Annotated in this window: 6 protein-coding genes; 1 reads left to right on the forward strand and 5 read right to left on the reverse strand. The window is 63.6% G+C overall.

The genetic code is table 11. From position 1 onward, the window contains the following. On the reverse strand, positions 1-520 hold a 520-nt coding region (locus AAG816_RS27655; RefSeq protein WP_341992927.1), incomplete at its 3' end, for a hypothetical protein. Then, positions 517-1443, reverse strand: coding sequence for a DMT family transporter (locus tag AAG816_RS27660; RefSeq protein ID WP_341992928.1), 927 nt, complete (start codon positions 1441-1443; stop codon positions 517-519). The genes AAG816_RS27660 and AAG816_RS27655, both read right to left, overlap by 4 nt. A gap of 198 nt (positions 1444-1641) precedes the next feature. On the opposite strand from AAG816_RS27660, the gene AAG816_RS27665 reads away from it, so the two are divergent. Beyond that, complete coding sequence (locus AAG816_RS27665; RefSeq protein ID WP_341992929.1) at positions 1642-2097, forward strand: GNAT family N-acetyltransferase; 456 nt, start codon at positions 1642-1644, stop codon at positions 2095-2097. A 4-nt stretch (positions 2098-2101) separates the two neighbouring features. On the opposite strand, the gene AAG816_RS27670 is transcribed toward AAG816_RS27665, so the two are convergent. The 3 genes from AAG816_RS27670 to AAG816_RS27680 all read right to left on the reverse strand — a co-directional run bounded on the left by AAG816_RS27670 (position 2102) and on the right by AAG816_RS27680 (position 2940). After that, positions 2102-2329 (reverse strand): nuclear transport factor 2 family protein, encoded by a 228-nt coding sequence (locus AAG816_RS27670; RefSeq protein WP_341992932.1) that lies wholly within the window; start codon positions 2327-2329, stop codon positions 2102-2104. Positions 2330-2407: 78 nt separating this feature from the next. Next, a complete protein-coding gene (locus tag AAG816_RS27675; protein ID WP_341992930.1) occupies positions 2408-2674 on the reverse strand; it encodes a hypothetical protein in 267 nt (88 codons plus the stop codon). A gap of 2 nt (positions 2675-2676) precedes the next feature. Beyond that, positions 2677-2940 (reverse strand): hypothetical protein, encoded by a 264-nt coding sequence (locus AAG816_RS27680; protein WP_341992931.1) that lies wholly within the window; start codon positions 2938-2940, stop codon positions 2677-2679. Between the last annotated feature and the right edge of the window lie 197 nt (positions 2941-3137).

Genomic DNA, 3137 nt, shown 5'->3' on the forward strand with positions numbered 1-3137 from the left:
CAGCCATGGCCATCGCCAGCGCAATCGACCCTATGTAGTTGGGATGCAGCGGCAGCAGCCGGACGCTGATGGCGCCAGAATGAAGGCGCATCCGGATCATTTTCGCGATGTCGCCGGTGGCGATGACGTAGAGCGTTAGGCAAACCAAAGCGATGGCCAGACAGCATGCCGCGATCATCAGGGTTCGCTGCATGCTGGTGGCGTCAGATAGGATGGCCGCTCCGATCAGCGCCATCGCCACCATCAATGCCGTGATGCCGGCGGAGGCGGGCAGGCCACTAGCATTGGCGGATGCCAGCATTGGAAGCAGGGTGAGCGCGAGGCCGCTGCCCCAGAATCGGCCAACCCGGCCACGAAACCTGTGAGTGATGGCGCATGCCACCGCCAACAAAGCCAACATAGCTGCCAGAACTATTTTCCAATCATGCGGAAAACAGATCATCAGACCAGGTATCACGGATAATATAACGCCGAACGCCCAGGCTGGGGTCAGTTCCGTGATTCTCCTGAAAATGATCATTCCAGCGTCCTCTGAGATGTCACCTGCCGGCCCAGCACCGTCTCGCGATAAAGGATATAAAGCCCGCTGGACACCACGATGGCGAGGCCAATGAACAGGGTCCTGTCCGGCACATCGCCAAACATAAGATAGCCGAACATCACGCCCCAGATGATCTGGGTATACTGGAAGGGCGCGGCCACCGCCGCCGGCACCTTGCGGAACGCCGTCAGCAGGCAGACAAAGGCCACCCCGCACAAGGTGCCGCCCAGGGCCGACAGGCCCAGATCATGCAAGCTGGGCATGCGGCCCAGCCAGGGCGTCATGGCGCCGAACACCGTCCCGCTGGCCAGCGTGGCGTAGAAGGCGAAGGAAACGCTGGTTTCCGTATTGCGCGCCAGCCGCGTCACCAGCATGCCGACCGAATAGAACAAGGCGCCCGCCAGCACCGCCAGCGAGCCCAGATTGATCAGCCCGCTGCCCGGTCGCAGCATGATCAGCACGCCCACGAACCCGACCCCGATGGCCGACCAGCGGCGCCAGCCCACGGGTTCCTTCAGGATCGGGACGGCCAGGGCCGTGATGAACAAGGGGGCGGTAAAGGCCAGCGCATAGGCATCGGCGATCGGCATGCGCGAGTAGGCCCAAAAGGCGAAGAAGCTGCTGAACAGGCCGCAGGTGGCGCGGATGACGTGATAAAGCGGACGCCGTGTGCGTAGATTATTGTAAAGCCCGCCGGACAAGGCCGCATAGATCAGGATCGGCCCCAGCGCGAACAGGCTGTTCAGGGCGATGATCTGTGGCACGGCATAGGATTTGGTCAGCAGCTTGATGGTCACGTCCATGGCGCTGTAGAGCGCGAAAGCCACAAAGGCCAGGGCGATGCCCAGGGGGAAATTCTCTTCCGCCTGCGGCGACACGGGACGGGGGGTGACGGCGGTCATGGTGCCTGGATCCGGGCGGCGGACGGGAAGTCTGTGCAAAGGGTAAGGGGCGTTAGGCCGGGCGGATAGCCCCCGGGCACGCATGCCGCCCCTGTCATCACCCCTTGATCATTGCTGCATCAGCGGTTGATCATTGGAAACCGCTATGTTTTGCCCCACAAGATGCCGGTCTTCCCCCCTCCGCAAAGGCGCCATGCGATGTCCGCTGTCTCCATCACCCCGCCGCAACCCGGTGATTATGCCGACTGGCACCGATTGTGGACGGGCTACCTCGCCTTCTATGGCACCAACCGGGAGGAGACGCTGTTTCAGCGCAACTGGGCCGAACTGCTGAAGCCTGATGGGGTGATCCGGGGCCTCATAGCGCGGGATGGGGCGGGGCGGCCTATCGGCCTGACCCATTACCTGTTCCACGCCACGGCCTGGGCCGATGCGCCGGTCTGTTACCTTCAGGACCTGTATGTGGATGAAGGCGTGCGTGGCGGCGGTGCCGGCCGCCTGCTGATTGAGGCTGTGGCACGGGCGGCGGAACAGGCAGGGGCGGTGCGGCTCTACTGGCTGACCCACCAGGATAACGCCACGGCCCGCACGCTGTATGACAAGGTCGCCGCCTGCAAGGGCTTCCTGCGCTATGATTACGAGTTGAAGGGGTGATGCTTCACCGCCCCTTGGGTTGCCACATGGCATTGACGATGACCCAGCGGTCGCCGAACCGGCCCAGGTGGAAATAATCCACGAACCAGGGTGTCTCCACCCGCGCCACGGCGACATTCCCGGTGACGTCCAGTACGCGCACGCTACGGTCCCATTTCTCCCTGGGTGTCTTCACTGAAATCCGGGGATGACAAGCTGGCCGTCCTGGCCAACCGCCTAGGATATCAGTCAGAAGCGGCGTTCGCCCGGCGGTTCAAGGAGTTTCACGGTGTCTGGCCGGGGGAATTCCGGCGGGCAGGGTGAGGGCAGGTTAGTCATTTCCCCAACGCCAGCGCCATTCCCCCTCTGCGCGCCGCCAGCTTATCCAGAGCAACAGGACCATTGCTGGGATCACCACCGCAAAGACGATGCCGACATGCAGCAACGTTCCCCGTACGGGTGCCACGAATGGCAAACCCCAGATCAGGAACAGGATCAGCGCGCTGTAAGCGACAGAGACCGCCCAACCTTCCCAGGTAGCGGGCACCACACCATAGCCGTGCTGCTTCTGCCGGAACCAGTAGCGGTTGGCCATCATGCTTACTCCCGGCCCCAGCGCCAGCGAACCTCCCCTTCCGTGCGTGACCGCGCGACCAGGAGGAAGATACCGCCGGTGAGGGCGACCCAGGCCAGCACGGTGACCGGGCGCCAGGGGCCCGGGGGTATCGGTGCAAAGGCCTGGATGGCCTTGATGCCGCCGACCAGGATCAGGATGAATAAAGCCGTGGCAAACCATCCCTCCCAACCGGCGGGGGAATAGCCGATACCGTGGCTCTTGGGGACGAACCAGGCCCGCTTGGACATCGCGACCTCCATCGCTCAAAATCCGAGCCCGATCCTATAGGCGGGCAATCGCGTGGGCAATCACAACCGGCTGCCGCCGGTCCCCACCAGCAACCGCACATCAATGCCCAGCAGCGTGACGCTCTCCGCCCTAGCCCCCAGCGCGCGGTAGAACAGGCCGGCGCGGATGTTGGCGGGGCGCGTGTGCCAGCAGATCC

This window comes from Azorhizobium sp. AG788 (assembly GCF_943371865.1).
Classification (GTDB): domain Bacteria; phylum Pseudomonadota; class Alphaproteobacteria; order Rhizobiales; family Xanthobacteraceae; genus Azorhizobium.